Below are 17,838 nucleotides of genomic sequence, written 5' to 3'. Positions count from 1 at the left end.
GGCAATTTATGGCATTTATTGGATATCAAGCACTACTGCTAAGATTTACAAGTATTACGCTAAGGAATACTTTTTATGCCCACTAAAAACACCAAAAAACAGCAGCAAAAAATCCTTAGCCAAGCAGCTCAAAAACGCCTTGAACTAGAACGCCAAGAAGCAGCCAAATCCAAAGTAGAAAAGCTAGCAGAGAGTATCAAGAGACGCAGCACAGTAATTGCCAAACACAATAGCGTCGCAACCCAAGTAAATGCTGTTAAAAATCGCAACACTCCTGTCAAAACAATTAAAGTGGTCCCTGTTAAAAAAACTAAAATACAGACTCCGATTAAACGTGATTCTGAGCATGATATTTTTCAAGCCCGCATTGCCGAACGAGATAAGCAACACCATCGCCTAATCAAGCAAGCTGAGACGATTCGTAATCGCCTAGACAAAATTTCTAAACGCGAAACAACCAAGCTATATGAAGCATTACGTGATTGCTATGGAATGTATGAATACATCGAAAGCAATAGAGAGCCCTACGAGTTCTATAGCATTTTGCGAGATTATTACAAAGTCAAAATGGAGCCAATTCAAAGTAATACGCCCGATGAAAGCTTGCTAGTACGCTTTATATTCTCCAACAAATCTACCAAACAAATTAGCGAATATGGGACTGTACTACGCTATGCTTTAGAAATTGGAGTGGCAAAAAAGGACTTCATTAAGTGGTACACATCAACTACCCAAACCCGTATATTGGCTTTAGCCCGTAAGTCAGCCACATCAGACAACCAAGAGAGGCTCAAACGTGCAAGAATTGCACTACTTCGGTATTTTGATATACAAGAACAATGGCCCTTAGGGCATTTCGACTATCCAGAGTTACTTGCAGCCAAGCAAGTGCATCTTCCCGACAATCTCATTATTGTGATTTGTCGTGGTGTACGCAAATTTAATCGAGACATTGAATTTAATCCTAATAATCCCGCTGCCTCAAGAGTGCCATTAGCTGAAATTTCAGCCCTGCACTTTATACCTCCTGATATAGATGTGGTCCATGACATGATTGAACGTTTAGCTAGATTTCTCGTTCCTCAAATAGATCAGATTGAAGAGGAAATTAAACAGAAAACAGAGCAAGTATGGGCAAATGATCTCACCAATTACCTCATGGAACGAGAATTAGGTACTGCATACAAATCCGCTGATCGTTGGGCAGATAGTCAACAAGCGGCTATTGCTGATGATCAAATGGCTTTTGAGGCTACGAGAAGAAAAATTCAGAAATTGAGGAATAAAGCTCGTAAGTGAGATTTAGTTAATTATGTATAGAGCGAGCTAAAGCTCGCTTGTGCCTTCGCTATCGCTTGGCACATTTTTTCTTTTTTGAATTAATGAATATTCTCTTTCACTAGGAAGCACAAGCCAAGCCCTGATAAAGGGCTTAACTCATGCAAGCCTCTTTCACTGAGGTTTTCAACTGATATACACACAACTTGCTAATGCAAGAAAGGCAGGTTTTGCTATCTCCTATTACGTGTCGTCATACGCAGCTAATTTGCGGTCTATATCAGGGAACCCTTGCAAACTAGCTTGTGGGTTTGTTTCATTGGCTTTCCCACTCACTTTCAGCCTATATAGATATATGCCTACATTCACGTATTTCTACGCTACCAACTCATACAACATCGCAAACGGTACTGCCACACTGAGGCGTCGTTTAAAGCATCCAAAACAGAGTCTTGGGTAGTGCAATGAGGCCAGATAGCAAGTGATCTGAATTGCGTACCGTCACACATCAGAACGGGTTTCGCAGCACTATTACCTTCGGCGTGCCAACCTTTACCTTACTGTTTTTACATCTTTCTATGAATTTATTTAGTCTGAACAGATAAAACCTGAAAATTATTTTGATCCTGTTCAAAGCCTAAAAAACCAGCCTTTTTTGGTTGTCCAGATGGGTTTTCTGGCCATATTGTTGTGTTGCCCACTTAATTTATGGAGAAAGCATGGCAACTACAAAGAGCACAACAGCATCAGACCTAGATATCCTGAATCTAGTCATATCCACCAAACCCATTCATCAGCCCCCTATCGTTGTACGGCGCAACAAATTACTGGCAAAGCTATGGGAGCAAGAACAGTTGCTGAAAGCCAAACTAGAAAACACTACTTTTTCCATCAAAAAGCACAAGACGGTAAAGGACCTAGAAGGCAATAGCCGGCGTATTGAAGTGAATAAGCGCCTAAAGCCCTGGTGGTTTCAAGATATTGATGGACAGCTGTGCTTTTGTATCCGGTATGGTGCTAAGCAACTAGAAATTAAGCCAGGCAGATCCACGATTGCAGTCAAAGACTTTGCAGAACTACTAACTACCCTGGCACTGATTAAAGATGCCGTGGCTAAAGGCAGCCTAGATGCGTCTATTGATAAGGCTAGTGGTGCACTCAAGGCGAACTTTGCCAAATAAGTGACGCAAATCGAAACCATTAAATACATCAAACGAGTCAAAATCGTATGGTTTTGCCTTGTTTCTAAGTATTACCGCAAGGAATACTTTTTTACCGATAAGGCATAGCAAAAATGAATATGACAAAACACCAGCTTTTGAATCAATTGGATCAATTTACGGGTACCGAGTATTACTACCCCTTATGGCCCAAAGTCTTGTTAACCGATGGCACCAAGTACTTGGCTGAAACTGTGGGCTGTTATTGGCTTATGGATGCAATCGCTAGCCATGTATTGCACTTATCCAAGAAAGAGACTTTTGCGGGTTGTAAGCTGGTTAAAGTCAAACAAGGTGCTGAGCTAGTCATTGATGATGGCAATGGTAACGTACTTGCCAAACAAAACATACGTTACACGGACTTTCCGCTAGATAGCATACGGCTTTACGCCTGCTGGGGTGAAGAGCGCTGGATCATCATGCTACCCAGTGAGTATTAAAAGCTGAATCGCTAAATACTTGATGCGATTTTATGAATTTCAAAATCTTAAAGCTCAAAAACCCTTAACCCCCGGTCAAGCACGAATTAAAAACCTTAAAGATCAAGTTAAACGAGCCCAATCAGCAGTTAAAGCTGAACGAGCTAGACAGAAGATTCAAGCTGGGCAGCAAGATCTAGCAAAAGTAGAAAGCAGCCATAGCAAGAAATCTCAAAGCTATAAGACTATCTACAAAATGAATAACCCATATACATCGTGGATGGTTGCCGGTACTTACGGTAACTTCAACGACGCACTAGCATCAGCGCTTAGAAAGAAAAAGTCTGGGGCTCTAGTGGTTAGAGTTGCGGATAAAAATAGGACAGTTGTTTATTCGGGTTAATAAAAAAAGCCGCCCAAAGGCGGCGTAAAGTCAGGAGACCCTAGTTTTGCTACTTTACCCAGGTAGTAAAGTCCTCAGCATTCACTCTAGGGGTAATAAAGGTGTTCACAATGTCGGCTTTATCGGCATACCCTAGTGCCATACCGCACACCAGCATCTCATTCTCTTGGGCACCAATAGCGGGCAAGATGATCTTTGCGTAATCATTCCAAGCTGCCTGCGGGCAAGTATCCAAACCCTCACCTCTTGCGGCGACCATGATGTTTTGCAAGAACATTCCATAGTCAAGCATTGAGCCTCTACCAAGCTCCTTGTCGATTGTGAAAAATAAACATACGGGAGCGCCAAATGCTTCAAAGTTTTTGCGATGCTGTGCATGCATCTTGTCTTTATCGCCCTTAGTAATTCCTAGCAGCCCATATAAACCCCAACCATTTTCACGACGTCTATCGATGTAAGGACTGAACCATTTCGCAGGGTAATACTCATAGGCTGGCTGATACTCTTTAGCTAGCTCTGGATTGGCGGCAATGCTGTCATATGCAGCACATACTTTCTCACATAGATCTCTGAGGGGAGCCCCCTCTACCACATAGACTTTCCAAGGTTGAGTATTGGTGCCAGAAGGTGCGCGTGCTGAGATATTAAGTAACTTAAGAATAACTTCTTTTGAAACATTCTCTTTTGTAAATGCGCGCACTGACATGCGTGATGTTATTGCCTCAGCCACTGTATTCATTTTTCTCACTTATGACCAAATTCTCAGTACTAATACTGATTAAGTTTCATAAAAATATAAATTACTAAAGGTTAAACTGGTATACAAACTTTTATAAACGACAATCTTCGATAAATGAACGCCAAAAAAACAGTCCAAAACTGGGACGATCTTCGGTATTTTTTAGCAGTCGTCAGAGCCAAAACTCTCTCGGGCGCGGGCGAACAATTGGGCACTGAACACACAACTGTTGCAAGACATATTAGAGCGCTCGAGGAAAGGCTAAAAACGCGGTTATTTTTAAAAAGTAATAGCGGATATGATTTAACGCCGGCTGGCGAAAAAATTCTGAACATTGCCGAAACCGTAGAGAGCGCACTCCTAACCGCAGAGGATGTAACAACCACCCGAAAACAGGACATAAGTGGCACTGTTCGCCTTGGATCACCCGATGGTTTATGTACCGTCTTCATTGCACCTCGTTTGAAAATGCTTTCCGCAGAATACCCAAATTTGCATGTAGAAATCATTTCATCCACCAGAATTTATAGCCTAACAAAACGAGAGGCTGACATTTATATTGGATTCTCGAGACCAGATTACGCACGGGTAGTATCCAGAAGGCTGACTGATTACAAATTATTTGTTTATGGCTCTAAAGAATATTTAAAAACTGCCGCCAAGATCATGAGCAAAAATGATGTATCAAAACATCCTTTCATTGGGTATGTAGAAGAATTCATTTTCTTTCCTGAATTGAATTACTTGGACATGGCAGGCACTGATCTAATTCCCCATCTGAGCAGCACAAATCTGATGACTCAGGTTTTTGCAGCCTTAGGCGGAGTTGGCCTGTGCATTCTTCCGTCATTTCTAGCCGAAAGCTTTCCTGATCTAGTGGCAGTTCTTCCCGATCAACTGTCAATCAACCGCTCCTTTTATATGAATATTCACGAAGATCATAGGAATGCGCAGCACATTAGAGCGGTTGCAGATTTTATTGCCTCAGAGATTGAAAAGAACGAATCTTTATTCCTAAAAATTCCCAATTAACGATTATCGATAGCCTTTACAAACCGTCTAATTTCTACGCTTTCAAAAACACCATTCATGCGAAATGGATCTGCATTACTAAAGGCAGTGGCTTGATCCAAGTTCTCAGCCTCAATAATTAGTAAACTACCAATCCTTTTTTCGCCATCGTCAGATTCAAGCGGGCCTGACATAACAACCTTCACCGGGGAATTTGCCAAATACGTACGATGCGCATCATAGTTAGCCATTCTTAATGGATAACCATCTGGGTAATCTAAGCAATATAGAGAAAATAACATTTATGTCCTTTCAATTATTGATAACCATTTTTAAAGTCATTCAGAATCATTTCGGCAGCTCTTTCCGCAATCATCATGGTTGGTGCGGCAGTGTTACCCGAAGTAATCGTCGGCATCGCTGAAGCATCGACAACACGTAGATGATGAATGCCTCTCACACGTAATTGAGGGTCAAGTACAGCCATCGGATCATCTGCGCGCCCCATCTTGCAAGTGCCCACCGGATGAAAGATCGTGGTTCCAATATCCCCGGCTGCCTTTACCAACTCTTCATCGGTTTGATATTGCTTGCCTGGTTTGTATTCCTCTGGAGCAAAAGGAGCAAGTGCTGCTTGCTCAACAATCTTGCGAGTTAAGCGCAAAGACTCTGCTGCTACTTTGCGATCTTCATCTGTCGACAAATAATTAGGACTAATGACTGGTGGCGCTTCTGGGTCAATTGAATTAATGTGCACACTACCGCGTGAAGTGGGACGTAAATTGCAAACACTCGCAGTAAATGCATTAAACGAATGCAAGTCCTCACCAAACTTTTCCAAAGACAATGGTTGAACGTGATATTCCACATTCGCACTCTTTTGCTCGGGCGAGCTATAAGCAAATGCGCCGAGCTGTGAAGGCGCCATCGACATCGGTCCAGAGCGCTTGAGTACATATTCCAAGCCAATCATCATCTTGCCCCAGAGCGTGTTGGCTTTGGTGTTCAAGGTTTTAATACCGCTTACTTTGTAAACCATACGAAGCTGTAAATGGTCTTGCAGATTCTCACCTACACCTGGTAGATCGGCAATCACTGGGATACCCAATTGTTTGAGATGTGCTGCAGAACCAATGCCTGAGCGCTCCAATATTTGTACGCTGCCAATGGCGCCAGCACAGAGCAATACCTCGCCACCATGATCAATATTGCACAAGACTTCAGATGTTTGACCATTCTTAATATATTGGACGCCGTAACAATTTTTAGTTGCGGGATCAATTTTCAATTTATTCACTACCGCCTCAGTCAATACAGTGAGATTACTGCGCTTTGCAGCGTCTCTTAAAAAGGCTTTAGAAGTATTTAAACGCCAACCAGCGCGCTGGCTCACATCGAAGTAACCAACACCAAAGTTATCGCCACGATTGAAGTCGTCAGACGCTGGTATGCCTGCCTGCACCGCGGCATCCTTGAAACGATCCATGATCGGCCAACGCAAACGCTGCTTGGATACAGTCCATTCGCCGCCCTTGCTGTGCCATTGATTGGCAGCGCTGTGATAATCCTCGAATGACATGTAACGCTTGAGCGCATTTTCCCAAGACCAAGCATCATCCCCCGTCGCCTGTACCCAAGACTCATAATCGCCCGCTTGACCACGCATATAGATCATGCCGTTAATCGAAGAGCAACCACCTAGAACGCGACCGCGTGGATATAGGAGTGATCTACCGTTTAAACCTTTTTCAGCAGCCGTCTTAAAGCGCCAATCTGCTCTTGGGTTATCAATGCAATATAAGTAACCAACTGGAATATGAATCCAGATGTAGTTGTCGTTCTTGCCTGCCTCTAGAAGTAAAACTTTGATTTTAGGATCTGCAGATAATCTATTTGCCATAAGGCATCCAGCAGTTCCACCACCAACAATTACGTAATCAAATGTACCAATATCGCGAGGCAAAGCATTCCCCTTATTATTCAACGGTTAAACCTTTAAAGATCAAACTTGCAGCAACTTCTGCCGAAATATCTTTTGGAATCTTTAGAGTACGGGCAGCCGGAACATTGCGCTCTTCAGAATAAGCCGCAGGAGGGCCGCCGGCATATGCTACACGGTCACCAACTTGGAAAGCAGTTACATCAGGCCCTACTGCAGTAACCACACCAGAACCTTCTACCCCCATGCCACTTGGCAGTGGAAGTGGATACGCCCCTGTACGGTGATAAATATCAATGTAATTAACTCCAATTGCCTCTTGTTTAATTTGCACCTCACCTGGACCTGGCGCTGGAATGGATATGTCTTCAAGAACGAGCACATCCGGAGCGCCGGTCTTATGAAATCGAATTGCTTTGGTCATCTTATCACCAATGAAAAATCTTTAAAAATCCGCATTATTTGCGGCTGTGATGCATTCTTTCAAAATTTAATGCCAATCAACAGAATAAATTTGCCCAGCGAATGTGCAAGAATTCAACAGCAAATTCGTTATAAACCCTAATGCCTTTTGCTATCAATACAAAACGGCTGGCGGTAATCTGTGTCAGCGTTCAATGCTGAGTTGAACCCTATAGATACTTAACACATTTACAGCAATGGAGATAGCATTAAGATTCGAAATAATGTTTTTGCAATAACGGCCGCTGCACTCATTTCATCTGCAGCCTATGCGGCAGATATCAAAATCGGACTTATGGGGCCCTTTACTGGAGGTTCAGCCTCTATGGGAGTAAGTATGCGAGATGGAGTCCGCTTGGCAGTTAAAGAAATTAATGCAGCAGGTGGAATTAACGGTGACAAAATTGTTTTGATTGAACGTGACGATGAAGCAAAAAATGAACGCGGTGTGCAAATTTCACAAGAATTGATTAACAACGAAAAAGTAGTTGCAACAGTTGGATATATCAATACTGGCGTTGCCTTAGCCTCTCAACGCTTCTACCAAGAAGCCAAAGTTCCGGTAATGAATAACGTAGCCACTGGATCCCTCGTAACTAAACAGTTCCCAAATGCACCTGAAAATTATGTTTTTAGGAATGCTGCGCCGGATAATATTCAAGCCCCTATGATCGCTAAAGAAGCAGTTGAAAAACGTGGCTTAAAGAAAGTTGCCATTCTTTCAGACGCAACAAACTACGGTCAGCTTGGTCGCGAGGATCTAGAGAAGGCATTGAAAATCTATGGCGTGACACCTGTGGCGGTTGAAAAATTCAATATTGGCGACGTTGATATGACCTCACAATTACTAAAAGCAAAAAATGCTGGCGCAGAAGTGATCCTCACTTACGCTGTTGGCCCTGATTTAGCAATGATTGCGAATGGCATGGCTAAGATAGGCTGGAAAAAGCCAATGATTGGCAGCTGGACCTTATCTATGGCAAGCTTTATTGATACGGCTGGAAAGAACGGTAATGGCGCCATAATGCCTGAAACCTTCATTCAAAATCCACCAACTACACCTAAACGTAAGGCTTTTGTCGACACGTATTTGAAGGAATTCAAGCCTAAAAATGGCCGAATTGACTCTCCAGTATCTGCAGCACAAGGCTATGATTCCGTTTACTTGTTAGTTGCAGGTATTAAGCAAGCTAAAAGCTATGAGGGCCCTAAGATTTTGGCCGCATTGGAGAATTTGAATACACCTTATGAAGGGGTTGTTAAGACCTATAACAAACCTTTTTCACCAACCAACCACGAAGCAATCAACCCAAGCGATTTGGTCATGGGCATTGTTGAAAATGGACGTGTGGAATACCTCAATAAAGAGGATGCCGAAAAGCCGAGCAAGAGGTAAGGCTACACCATAACTAAAACGCCGCATTTAATGCGGCGTTTTTTGTCTTTTCACCTCAGGAAACTCTTCTAACTCGCATTTTTTTTCCAATCACAACAATGATCAATACGACTAAGGCAAACCCCAAATTTGTCATGGTAATTGATTCAGTCAAAAGAAAGCTTGCAAATATCAATGTTAAAAATGGCTGTAGTAATTGAACTTGACCAATATGAGATATGCCGCCCAGTGCTAATGCACTATACCAATATACATTTCCAATATATGCTGGAAAAATGCTAACAAATAATAGCGCTGATATAGCAACGTACGGCAAATCCAACAAAGCAAAATCATGCCAACCAGCCTGATAAGCAAAATAAATTGATACTGGAATAGCTGGCACTAAAGATAGAACCATAGCCCAAGTCACAACTTCTTTGCCGCCCATAGTTTGAGCAAGATTTCCCGCTTCAGCATAACCATAGGATGCCGAAACTGCTGCAATGATCAATGCAATATCACTGATCTGTAAAGATCCGCCGCCCTCATACAAAGAGAACAGCACTACCAATGCACTTCCAGCAATTGCCGTCAACCAAAATGCCACTGAAGGGCGTTCACCAAATCGAATAGTGGCAAAAAATGCTGTAAATAACGGCGAAAGACCGAGCACAACCCCACCATGAGCTGATGGCAAATCCTTCATCGCTATAGCAATACCAACCGGAAATACAAAAGCTATTAATAGACCAATAATCGATAATGGAAGTACATCTTTGAGTTTCGGTACTGGTGGCTTGTATAGCCAAACATAAATTATGGCAATTATTCCAGCAATAGATGACCGGTAAAATGCGCTAGGAATGGCGCCAAATACAGGTACTGCTAGCTTGGTAGCAGGTAAGGTAAGGCTAAATGTGACGATACCAATCATCCCCATCCATATACCTTTGGTTAGGTTATTCACTATCAATTCCAATCATATTTAGACTCAGATTCTCGGATCCTATTAAATCGATCTTCAAATTCTCCTCTCATCTCTCGCCTTAACTCAGCAGCTCGGTAACGCCTTTGTTGATCCTCGGTCAAAGGTAGGAGTTTTGGAACTTCTGTCGGCCTCCTCTCTGAATCCATTGCCACCATCGTTATGAAACAGCTATTCACATGACGAACGACTTTAGTCAAAATATCTTCTGAAATAACCTTTACCCCGACTTCAATAGAAGTTCGGCCTGTGTAGTTCACAGAAGCTAAAAATGTTACCAACTCCCCAACATGTATTGGTTGATTGAAGATCACTTGATCGACGCTTAAAGTCACAACCTGATTACCAGCAAATCTACTAGCGCATGCATAGGCAACCTGATCTAAAAGCTTCAGTAAATCTCCTCCGTGTACATTTCCAGAAAAGTTTGCCTTATCTGGCGTCATCAATACTGTCATGGAAAGTTCATTTGAGTGAGGGAGCATTTGATAGATTCGATTAGTAATTTGGCGCCATAAAATGGCTAACATAGCAAGCTTTTGATTGAGCAATAAATTCCACGAATGATTTGCTAAACACAGATCGCGTGCATTACACATATTCTCGTTCAAAAGCACGCCGCAAAATCGTTCCCTTTGGACTCTTTTTGCACATCCACTGTGCAAGAAATGGCATTGATTGCTAATTTATAAGTTGCTATTCTACGACCCTATATCCCATCAACCATTTCAATGAAACCTAGGAAATCGATATGCAAGTTGTTCCACTGTTCATAAACGGTAAATTTGTTCAATCTAAAACACAAAATTTCAGAGATGTTGTTAATCCGGCAACTCAAGAAGTTCTAGCAAAGGTGCCGTTTGCAACGAAAGATGAAGTAGATGCAGCAGTTTCAGCCGCTTCTGAAGCTTTTAAAACATGGAAAAAGACGCCGATTGGTGCTCGCGCAAGAATCTTCTTGAAATACCAGCAGCTCATTAGAGAAAACATTAAAGATTTAGCCAAAACTCTCACTGCCGAACAAGGCAAAACATTGGCCGATGCAGAGGGTGATGTATTTAGGGGGCTTGAGGTTGTTGAACATGCATCATCGATTGGAAATCTTCAATTAGGTGATTTTGCAAACAATGTTGCCAACGCAGTTGACACTTACAGCATTCTGCAGCCTCTGGGTGTTTGTGCTGGGATTACCCCATTCAACTTCCCTGCAATGATTCCATTGTGGATGTTCCCGATGGCTATAGTGACAGGCAATACTTTTGTCCTAAAACCATCAGAACAAGACCCAATGGTTACTATGCGCTTGGTTGAATTAGCCCATGAAGCAGGCATACCCCCAGGAGTTCTGAATGTTGTTCATGGAGGTGAAGAGGTTGTTAATGCAATATGTGACCACCCTGTCATCAAGGCAATTTCATTTGTCGGATCAACTCGCGTGGGAACACACGTGTATAACCGAGCTCTTGCAAGCGGTAAGCGTGCTCAATGCATGATGGGTGCCAAAAACCACGCAATTGTTATGCCAGATGCAAACAAGGAACAAACCTTAAACAACCTCCTTGGCGCTGCCTTTGGCGCGGCTGGACAGAGATGCATGGCACTTTCAGTAGCCATCCTCGTTGGCAACTCCAAAGACTGGATTCCTGAATTGGTTTCTAAGTCCAAAACGCTTAAAGTTAGCTCTGGCACTGATGCTAATGTGGACGTCGGCCCACTAGTTTCAAAAGATGCACTCAAGCGGGTTACTGGCTTTATCGACAAAGGAACTAATGAAGGGGCCGACCTATTACTTGACGGCAGAGACGTCAAAGTTGTAGGTTTTGAAAATGGAAATTTTGTAGGTCCAACAATTTTTTCAAACGTAAAGCCAGGCATGTCAATTTATGACCAAGAGATTTTTGGTCCAGTTCTATGCCTCATGTTTGCAGATAACCTTGATCAGGCGATAGAAATGATTAACGCAAACCCCAATGGCAACGGGACCGCCATCTTTACACAATCGGGCGCCGCCGCCCGCAAATTCCAAGAAGATATCGACGTTGGCCAGGTTGGCATTAACGTACCTATTCCAGTCCCAGTCCCCATGTTCTCGTTTACAGGCTCCAGGGCATCAAAACTGGGTGACTTAGGGCCGTATGGCAAACAGGTTATTGCCTTTTATACCCAAACAAAGACTGTCACAGCTCGCTTTTTCGATGACAACACAGTATCAACAGGCGTCAACACAACAATCAGCCTTAAATAAGCTACCTGGGATTTGATTAAAAAGAGCTACCTTTAGTAGCTCATTTTAATTTCTGACGCAAGTCATTTAATAATACTGAAAGCCAGCTAGGTGATCTTTGGCAACAAGAGTGTCTTATCTGCAAAAACCCTTGTAATGCCTATTGACTTAGCGGAATTTGCGAATCGCCACGGGAATTCAAAAGGTAATTTGTAAAGGGCAAAATACAACCACGTTTGTCGGTTTTCCCGACAATCAAGTGCCCGGATACACGACACTCCAACACGACATTGTCGACAAAATTCGACTTCCACCTCAAGCCGATCTAATCCACAAGATCGGCCGCCGATACCGCGGAACTTTCAAGACAGGTTTAATGTAATGTCTTGACTACTGTCTATCTACAATCCCACATCTTTTAATCTGTTGGTCGCGAGTTCGAATCTCGCCCGACCCACCAGTTATACCCAAGCCTCTAGAGAAATCTAGGGGCTTTTTCTTTTGCGTGCTGACCCGCTTTTCATGAAAAACAAAACCATCCGAAGGTGGCTTTGTTTAATAAGTTATCACTACTTCATCAGATCTAAGAACTGAACATTGTTATTGATATTCCCAAAGGCAGCCGAGTCATACGCAAAATTACCATTTGTGGTGAACAAGAACATATAGGTTTTCATAGGGCCATCACCACCTGCTCGATCTTTTGGATTGACGTCACAAACTACCATCCAACCAAACTTAGGCGCCTCCAAAGCTTCGCCGTAATGCTTTATAAGACACTCATCATCATGCGGCATTTTTTCCAACCCAATAAACAATCCACTACAACCCCTTGTTAATCGAGAGATCTGAAGTTACTACGACCTCATCTTAGTTCGGATGACCTGCGGGACCGCACCCGGCTGAGCAGGTGCAATCCAATTGGTCAAGCCTTATGGTTTTCGTACCTCACCCATGCGCGGCGTTTGCACTGGTGCCGCGATACCGTAGATAACCGTAATGCCCGAACCTCCACCCCAAGTCGACGTAGAGTTCGCTGGCTTTTGGTCAGTCACCGCTTCAGCGAGGTTCCAGTTATTTGCTGCCCAGACGTTGCCTGCTGGATCGATGGCCACGTCGGTAATCATCTGAAGGTTACCGCTTTTGAATACGTGAATCAGGTCGCCAGCCTTAGTGCCTGCAGGATAGCCTTTTGTATCATCCCCGGCCATCAGCGCGACCGAGCGTGCCCAGAAGTTTCCAATCCAAACGTCATCATTGCCGTCGATGTTCAAACCCCAAGGAATATTGAGCGCTGGGCCAGTGAAGCCCATTGGCACGGGTTGAGTACCATCCGGGCGGATCATGTTGATGGCACCTGTAGTTCTTGTTGGTGGCCCCTCTAAGTACTTCACCATAGCATCAGCGGCAATCCTAAACTGATCCATGATCGATGCACCGTCAGGAATGACTGGCGGAGGTGTTTTCAGGTCCATGTTGCTTGCCACCCAGACATTGCCTTTGGAGTCCAACGCAAGAGCGCGAACTCCTATCCCGGCGCGAAAGGACTCGGCCTTGGAGGGATCGTCAGCGGGAAATCGCACGACAGTGTCAGATTGTGAGTTGCTGACCCAGACGCGATTCTGGGGATCAATGACGATGTCGAACGGTGACTTCAGCCCTGGGACTTCGACGATCTTTCCGTCCTTTAACCGTCCACCAGGGAAAAAGACCAGTTTGTTTCCCACGCCATCAGCAATCCAGACATCCCCATTAGATGCAACACCGATACCCATCAGTCCGAGCAACTTCTCCTTGAAAGGGAGATCACTCTCCTTGGCCGCGGGTTTGCCATCGAAATCTAGCACGAGGATCTTCCCGTTAAAGCTCGAGGCCCAGACCTTGTCAAGCGTCACGGCGGTGCCCCAGCCGACACCGTCAATGCCCATACCGGTAAAGCCAGTAATTGGTGGCGACAAAGCGGTTCCGTTTGGGGCGAGTTTGACCACGCCGCCGCCAATACTCTTATTGACTCCCGACTGTGAACCGGCCATCCAGTTCTGTCCGCTCCAGAGGTTGCCCTTGGCATCGAACATGAGCCGACCGGCAGAGTAAACACCACCGCCGGCAAATCTTAGCGACAGTGCGAAATCATCTGGAACGTAGGCGAGATATGGCGCAAAGGGCGTGCTGCGCCGAGAACCATCCTTGGGCTGCGGGTAGGCTTGGTCGAACAATCCGTAGATGTCTTTAGGAGCAACCCATGGCGCACGCGCGATACCAGCCATCGCTTCCAGCGTGTTCTTTGGTGTGACGCCAGAAGGCGGAGTCGCAGCCTTCAGGAAGCGAGCGCGCCAATCATCGTCTGCCACCGTGGCGAAGGCGCTAATGAGTGAAGCGAGCGTGTTCAACTTCACTAGTGTCGTGCTCTCGGTGCTGTTAAGCGGATCTAGTAGCACGCTGCCCCACGTACCCGTGACGGGGTCTACCAAATTGGGAGTGTTACCCGCAGCGATTTGCAGTCCAAGACGCTTTCCGGAGATCACTTCCCCATTTATAAAACGTGCAGCAGTAAATGTTGAGGCCACGGTAGTGAGTTCGTTGATTGTGACTTTCTTTGGCACCGAGGTTCCCAGCATCGAAAGTAACGCCAGAGCATCATTCGGTTTTTTATCCGCTGCGGCTGTGGGCGTGCCACCTTTAGCGATGACATAACGGACACTACCTGCCGAGGCATCCGTGAAACTTAACTTGAACGCGCCTTGGTTGTCGGTTTTGCTCTGAGCCAACAGCGTGGGAGCGCCAGTGCCAGCAGCAAACAAGGTTACCGTTGATCCGACAATAGGCTTGCCAGCACTTTGTACGTTGCCCTTGAGGTCTGCGGCTTGAGAGATGGTTGATGTAAATGCAGTCGCGCAGGTAAGCAAAACACTGAGTGAGACGGAGAATTTGTTCATTTTTATCTTTTATCTAATAGTTGTATTGAAATCTAACTTGTTTTTCGGTAGTTTTCAATCCTGCGTAGTACGCAAACTGCTTTTTAGGAGCCAGCCTAAGTACATCGGCCGCATCGGGGTCTTGAATGGCTGTGATGGCAGCGGCTTTGAGCTGACCTTATTATGAGTTTTAGGTCAAGTTTAGGTTCTCAGGTTATGAGAGCAGACAACCAAAGAAAACCATTAGGATTTCAAGAGGTTACGTCACCTGATTATCGGTGTGTAGCGTTTTGTGTAGTGAAATAACTCATCTTTTAAGAATTACTCTCTCAATCTTTGGTTTTCAAAACCAATGAATATTTGGAGCAACCATTTCACACTTCGTTGCTCCAAAGTGGTTTTATTTGAGGTTGGCGAGCGTTACTTTAAGTAACGCTCCCAAGTTGGATCTAGCCTTTTATTTTCTAGTTTTATTAGCTAGTGCTATTTTCTCAATACACCTGTGACAACGCAGCGTTTTAGTGATTCTGCCTCTACTGCGAGAGGTAATCATTTCCAAGCGATCAATTGGTATTAATGCTCGACAGCTAGGGCAAATTTTTGAGGCTTGATTAATTGCGACCATTAAATAATTTATAACCAATCATCCAACTTTAAGTTCTATCTTTTTTACATCGACAAAATTATTAGATCAAGATTGATCTTTAAAAATATGAGGTATTTGGTCAACTAATACTTTTTTGGAAATTGACACTGACTCGTTAAGGTCGGATTCAACAATCGCCCTAGCATTGGCGCAATTATCTCGATGTTGGCACTTAGATAAAGTTCCGTTATTTTTTTGATTATGGTATGTGGTACAGGAATCACGCATCCAACTACCGTCTAGCGGACAAGTGTCTTTCGACTCCATATCATCTCCTCCAATCATATATGCGCTGATATGTAAATTTACAATATTTACGAAAACCAAATTTGATCTAGATTAAATTTGTTGCGCTGCTTTTAAGCCTATTAAGCCTCTAACTTTGCTGGATATGGGTGCTTCGTAATTTTCCCATAGAGGTATGCAGTAATAACCAATACTACTGAGTCTGCAAAGATAGGATACAAAGCAAAGTAATAACTATTGATTTTTCCCGTTGATACAAACAATGCCAGCATTAAAGCGGTTGGTTGGAAGCACTTCAATGCATACATTGCAGCTGCTGAAGCAGAAACACTCAAAACCATCGCAATATTTGACTCGGGGAAAATATAAATGCTCGCGGAAGCCAGCAATGCAGAGACAACATTTCCCTCAATGATAGTTTTTGGGTGAAACATTGGGCTAGCTGGCATCAATAAGATCATTAAAGCTGTTACCAAAAAAACAGCATTAATTTCCATTGATTTATCTGCTGGCCCAACAAATTCATTAAAAAGGACAACGGCCATAATTAAGACATCTAGCCCAAAACAGACTCTTAAGATATCTAGCCAACTAAATCCATATGGATCCGGTGGGATGCATTTTTTTATATACGCACGCACCCTTTCCCATTCTATTTTCTTCATACCTGAAATGTATCAGATACCCCAAAGGAAAGACAAATGCTAATACTTGAGAGTAGTAACAAATTCAGTAGGGATCATTCGCGGTTTAGCAGGAGTTGCTCGATCAGGCGTTCCAATATTAATAAAGCATAAGGGATCCTCATGATCTTTTAAGCCAAACAGATCTCTAACAGGCTTCATATACATAGATTTACCGCTAGTAGGGCTGGCACCAAACCCCATAGCATTTGCCATCAGAAAAATATTCTGAATAGCACAACCCGCTGAAATAATGCGCTCACTAGGAGGAACTTCTGACTCTGTTCCCCTGGCATTGACAATTGCCAACATCACCAACGGCGCTCTATGCGCCTTAACCATAGCATCTTGAATCTGCTGTTCGGTGGCATCCGGATCGCGCTCAACAAGTGATTTTGCAAATGCATCAGCCAGCAGCCCCCTGCATTCCAATGGGCAAATTACAAACCTCCAAGGTCTAGTTAGATTGTGATCTGGAGCTGTAGCAGCCATAGAAAACATTAAATCCAACTGCTCTTGTGAAGGCCCCGGCTGGAATAAACGTTTAGGCAAGTATGACTGACGTGAAGAAATTAGCGCCGCGGCCATTTCTGTCATTGAATTATTTGGCATGCTTGATCTCTCCATCAAATTGATCGTCTAAATAAGGGCCTGTTCCACAGTTATCTGCAGAATGTGCCGGAATAAATTTGCCAGCAGTTACATCAAAAACTTGAACTTCGCCATCTTCGATAACGTAATACCAACCATGTAAAGTTAACTCTTTCTTTTCCACTTGTGCGCGAACCATGGGGTAGTCCATCAGCCGCTCAAGTTGCAAAACAATAGAGCGTTGCTCCACCCTCCTTAATGCCTCTGGAGTTTGCCTAACCGGCAAAAGCGCTTCCTTAATTAAGTCTAGCCATGCGGTTAAGTTAATCGCCTCTTTAGGCACGCCTTCATAGGCAGACCTTACCGCCCCACAATGACTATGCCCACAAACCACAATTCTGCTAACTTTCAATTGCATTACAGCAAATTCAATTCCTGCAGCCGTACCATGAATGCCATAAGAACCATCATATGGAGGAACAATGGCCCCAACATTGCGAAGAATGAATAAATCCCCAGGGCCAGTTCCAGTTAACAGGTAAGGAACAATTCTGGAATCAGAGCAACCTAAAAATAAAGTTTTCGGCGATTGCCCTTGCTCTATAAGGGATGCAAACTCTTGACGATGCGCAGGAAAGTATTCTGTACGAAACTTTCTGAGTCGCTCTAATAGCTCATCTGGCATCGTCAATCCAAACC

At 43.8% G+C, this 17,838-nt stretch carries 18 protein-coding genes; 7 read left to right on the top strand and 11 right to left on the bottom strand.

Annotated features, from left to right (window positions below; all coding sequences use genetic code 11):
* Positions 1–75 precede the first annotated feature (75 nt).
* From ICE93_RS07580 to ICE93_RS07565, 4 genes are all read left to right on the top strand, one after another.
* On the top strand, positions 76–1,299 hold the full coding sequence (locus ICE93_RS07580) for a hypothetical protein (RefSeq protein ID WP_216187020.1): 1,224 nt from the start codon (positions 76–78) through the stop codon (positions 1,297–1,299).
* Between the two features lie 698 nt (positions 1,300–1,997).
* The gene (locus tag ICE93_RS07575; protein WP_216187018.1) at positions 1,998–2,459 is read left to right on the top strand and encodes a DUF6641 family protein; all 462 of its coding nucleotides are present in this window, start codon (positions 1,998–2,000) and stop codon (positions 2,457–2,459) included.
* Positions 2,460–2,572: 113 nt separating this feature from the next.
* Complete coding sequence (locus tag ICE93_RS07570) at positions 2,573–2,938, top strand: DUF6876 family protein (RefSeq protein WP_255554540.1); 366 nt, start codon at positions 2,573–2,575, stop codon at positions 2,936–2,938.
* Between the two features lie 22 nt (positions 2,939–2,960).
* Positions 2,961–3,320 (top strand): hypothetical protein, encoded by a 360-nt coding sequence (locus tag ICE93_RS07565; RefSeq protein WP_216187017.1) that lies wholly within the window; start codon positions 2,961–2,963, stop codon positions 3,318–3,320.
* A gap of 49 nt (positions 3,321–3,369) precedes the next feature.
* Here the strand turns inward: ICE93_RS07565 and ICE93_RS07560 are convergent, their stop codons facing one another.
* On the bottom strand, positions 3,370–4,059 hold the full coding sequence (locus ICE93_RS07560; protein ID WP_216187015.1) for a nitroreductase: 690 nt from the start codon (positions 4,057–4,059) through the stop codon (positions 3,370–3,372).
* A gap of 114 nt (positions 4,060–4,173) precedes the next feature.
* On the opposite strand from ICE93_RS07560, the gene ICE93_RS07555 reads away from it, so the two are divergent.
* On the top strand, positions 4,174–5,091 hold the full coding sequence (locus tag ICE93_RS07555) for a LysR family transcriptional regulator (RefSeq protein WP_216187013.1): 918 nt from the start codon (positions 4,174–4,176) through the stop codon (positions 5,089–5,091).
* On the opposite strand, the gene ICE93_RS07550 is transcribed toward ICE93_RS07555, so the two are convergent.
* Genes ICE93_RS07550 through ICE93_RS07540 form a run of 3 tightly spaced genes read right to left on the bottom strand, consistent with a single transcriptional unit; the run spans position 5,088 to position 7,433 of the window.
* Positions 5,088–5,372 carry a YciI family protein gene (locus tag ICE93_RS07550; RefSeq protein WP_216187011.1) on the bottom strand — a complete coding sequence of 95 codons (285 nt, stop codon included), beginning with the start codon at positions 5,370–5,372 and terminating at the stop codon, positions 5,088–5,090. The genes ICE93_RS07555 and ICE93_RS07550 overlap by 4 nt on opposite strands.
* A gap of 14 nt (positions 5,373–5,386) precedes the next feature.
* The gene (locus tag ICE93_RS07545; RefSeq protein WP_216188317.1) at positions 5,387–7,021 is read right to left on the bottom strand and encodes a GMC family oxidoreductase N-terminal domain-containing protein; all 1,635 of its coding nucleotides are present in this window, start codon (positions 7,019–7,021) and stop codon (positions 5,387–5,389) included.
* Between the two features lie 25 nt (positions 7,022–7,046).
* Positions 7,047–7,433 carry an alcohol dehydrogenase catalytic domain-containing protein gene (locus ICE93_RS07540; RefSeq protein WP_216187009.1) on the bottom strand — a complete coding sequence of 129 codons (387 nt, stop codon included), beginning with the start codon at positions 7,431–7,433 and terminating at the stop codon, positions 7,047–7,049.
* A 246-nt stretch (positions 7,434–7,679) separates the two neighbouring features.
* Between ICE93_RS07540 and ICE93_RS07535 the strand changes: the two genes are divergently transcribed.
* Positions 7,680–8,867 carry an ABC transporter substrate-binding protein gene (locus tag ICE93_RS07535; RefSeq protein WP_216188315.1) on the top strand — a complete coding sequence of 396 codons (1,188 nt, stop codon included), beginning with the start codon at positions 7,680–7,682 and terminating at the stop codon, positions 8,865–8,867.
* Positions 8,868–8,922: 55 nt separating this feature from the next.
* Here the strand turns inward: ICE93_RS07535 and ICE93_RS07530 are convergent, their stop codons facing one another.
* Entirely contained in the window at positions 8,923–9,816 is an 894-nt protein-coding gene (locus tag ICE93_RS07530) for an EamA family transporter (protein ID WP_216187007.1), read from the bottom strand.
* 2 nt (positions 9,817–9,818) lie between these two features.
* On the bottom strand, positions 9,819–10,319 hold the full coding sequence (locus tag ICE93_RS07525) for an acyl-CoA thioesterase (protein WP_216188313.1): 501 nt from the start codon (positions 10,317–10,319) through the stop codon (positions 9,819–9,821).
* Positions 10,320–10,585: 266 nt separating this feature from the next.
* Between ICE93_RS07525 and ICE93_RS07520 the strand changes: the two genes are divergently transcribed.
* Positions 10,586–12,079 (top strand): CoA-acylating methylmalonate-semialdehyde dehydrogenase, encoded by a 1,494-nt coding sequence (locus tag ICE93_RS07520; RefSeq protein WP_216187005.1) that lies wholly within the window; start codon positions 10,586–10,588, stop codon positions 12,077–12,079.
* 548 nt (positions 12,080–12,627) lie between these two features.
* Here ICE93_RS07520 and ICE93_RS07515 read toward each other — a convergent pair.
* The 5 genes from ICE93_RS07515 to ICE93_RS07495 all read right to left on the bottom strand — a co-directional run bounded on the left by ICE93_RS07515 (position 12,628) and on the right by ICE93_RS07495 (position 17,824).
* Positions 12,628–12,876 (bottom strand): hypothetical protein, encoded by a 249-nt coding sequence (locus ICE93_RS07515; RefSeq protein WP_216187003.1) that lies wholly within the window; start codon positions 12,874–12,876, stop codon positions 12,628–12,630.
* A 114-nt stretch (positions 12,877–12,990) separates the two neighbouring features.
* Entirely contained in the window at positions 12,991–14,994 is a 2,004-nt protein-coding gene (locus tag ICE93_RS07510) for a hypothetical protein (protein WP_216187002.1), read from the bottom strand.
* 993 nt (positions 14,995–15,987) lie between these two features.
* Complete coding sequence (locus ICE93_RS07505; protein ID WP_216187001.1) at positions 15,988–16,530, bottom strand: HPP family protein; 543 nt, start codon at positions 16,528–16,530, stop codon at positions 15,988–15,990.
* A gap of 39 nt (positions 16,531–16,569) precedes the next feature.
* Complete coding sequence (locus ICE93_RS07500) at positions 16,570–17,160, bottom strand: nitroreductase (protein WP_251368764.1); 591 nt, start codon at positions 17,158–17,160, stop codon at positions 16,570–16,572.
* Positions 17,150–17,824 (bottom strand): carbonic anhydrase, encoded by a 675-nt coding sequence (locus ICE93_RS07495; protein WP_216187000.1) that lies wholly within the window; start codon positions 17,822–17,824, stop codon positions 17,150–17,152. The genes ICE93_RS07500 and ICE93_RS07495 overlap by 11 nt, the downstream gene beginning before the upstream one ends.
* Positions 17,825–17,838 lie beyond the last annotated feature (14 nt).

The sequence above is a fragment of the Polynucleobacter sp. MWH-HuK1 genome (assembly GCF_018881815.1).
Lineage (GTDB): Bacteria > Pseudomonadota > Gammaproteobacteria > Burkholderiales > Burkholderiaceae > Polynucleobacter.
This window is presented reverse-complemented; position numbering and strand designations above follow the sequence as displayed.

What these genes read in the sequence shown, in the direction of transcription:
- ICE93_RS07565 (WP_216187017.1), top strand. Translation starts at nt 2,961, where the DNA reads ATGCGATTTTATGAATTTCAAAATCTTAAAGCTCAAAAACCCTTAACC.
- ICE93_RS07550 (WP_216187011.1), bottom strand. Translation starts at nt 5,372, where the DNA reads ATGTTATTTTCTCTATATTGCTTAGATTACCCAGATGGTTATCCATTA.
- ICE93_RS07560 (WP_216187015.1), bottom strand. Translation starts at nt 4,059, where the DNA reads ATGAATACAGTGGCTGAGGCAATAACATCACGCATGTCAGTGCGCGCA.
- ICE93_RS07500 (WP_251368764.1), bottom strand. Translation starts at nt 17,160, where the DNA reads ATGCCAAATAATTCAATGACAGAAATGGCCGCGGCGCTAATTTCTTCA.
- ICE93_RS07570 (WP_255554540.1), top strand. Translation starts at nt 2,573, where the DNA reads ATGAATATGACAAAACACCAGCTTTTGAATCAATTGGATCAATTTACG.
- ICE93_RS07520 (WP_216187005.1), top strand. Translation starts at nt 10,586, where the DNA reads ATGCAAGTTGTTCCACTGTTCATAAACGGTAAATTTGTTCAATCTAAA.
- ICE93_RS07495 (WP_216187000.1), bottom strand. Translation starts at nt 17,824, where the DNA reads ATGCCAGATGAGCTATTAGAGCGACTCAGAAAGTTTCGTACAGAATAC.
- ICE93_RS07505 (WP_216187001.1), bottom strand. Translation starts at nt 16,530, where the DNA reads ATGAAGAAAATAGAATGGGAAAGGGTGCGTGCGTATATAAAAAAATGC.
- ICE93_RS07540 (WP_216187009.1), bottom strand. Translation starts at nt 7,433, where the DNA reads ATGACCAAAGCAATTCGATTTCATAAGACCGGCGCTCCGGATGTGCTC.
- ICE93_RS07580 (WP_216187020.1), top strand. Translation starts at nt 76, where the DNA reads ATGCCCACTAAAAACACCAAAAAACAGCAGCAAAAAATCCTTAGCCAA.
- ICE93_RS07555 (WP_216187013.1), top strand. Translation starts at nt 4,174, where the DNA reads ATGAACGCCAAAAAAACAGTCCAAAACTGGGACGATCTTCGGTATTTT.
- ICE93_RS07510 (WP_216187002.1), bottom strand. Translation starts at nt 14,994, where the DNA reads ATGAACAAATTCTCCGTCTCACTCAGTGTTTTGCTTACCTGCGCGACT.
- ICE93_RS07575 (WP_216187018.1), top strand. Translation starts at nt 1,998, where the DNA reads ATGGCAACTACAAAGAGCACAACAGCATCAGACCTAGATATCCTGAAT.
- ICE93_RS07525 (WP_216188313.1), bottom strand. Translation starts at nt 10,319, where the DNA reads ATGCTCCCTCACTCAAATGAACTTTCCATGACAGTATTGATGACGCCA.